The sequence below is a fragment of the Colwellia sp. BRX10-4 genome, assembly GCF_014077465.1.
In the GTDB taxonomy this organism is placed as follows: domain Bacteria; phylum Pseudomonadota; class Gammaproteobacteria; order Enterobacterales; family Alteromonadaceae; genus Colwellia_A.
Window position 1 is genome coordinate 1 of record NZ_JACGVZ010000167.1, and the last position, 234, is coordinate 234.

Consider the following 234-nt stretch of genomic DNA (forward strand, 5'->3'; position numbering starts at 1 on the left):
GAACGCTGAGTATCACCTGCACCGTCAGTAACAATATAAGTAATTACAGGCACAGCACCATTAAAGTTATCATTCGGAGTAAAAGTGTAACTACCATCGGCATTTAAAGTGAGTTCACCTTCAGCAAGGGTAACCGTATCACCTGCATTGTACGTATTTCCACCAACAGTAAAACTGGTGACAGTTAATGGTCCATCTGCACTTTCTGCATTATCGAGGACATTGCCCGTGGCG

General features: G+C 43.6%; 1 protein-coding gene. It reads right to left on the reverse strand.

Going from position 1 to position 234, the window contains the following annotated elements; translation table 11 throughout:
• On the reverse strand, nucleotides 1-234 hold a 234-nt coding region (locus H4J67_RS20240), incomplete at both ends, for a cadherin-like domain-containing protein (protein ID WP_182204967.1).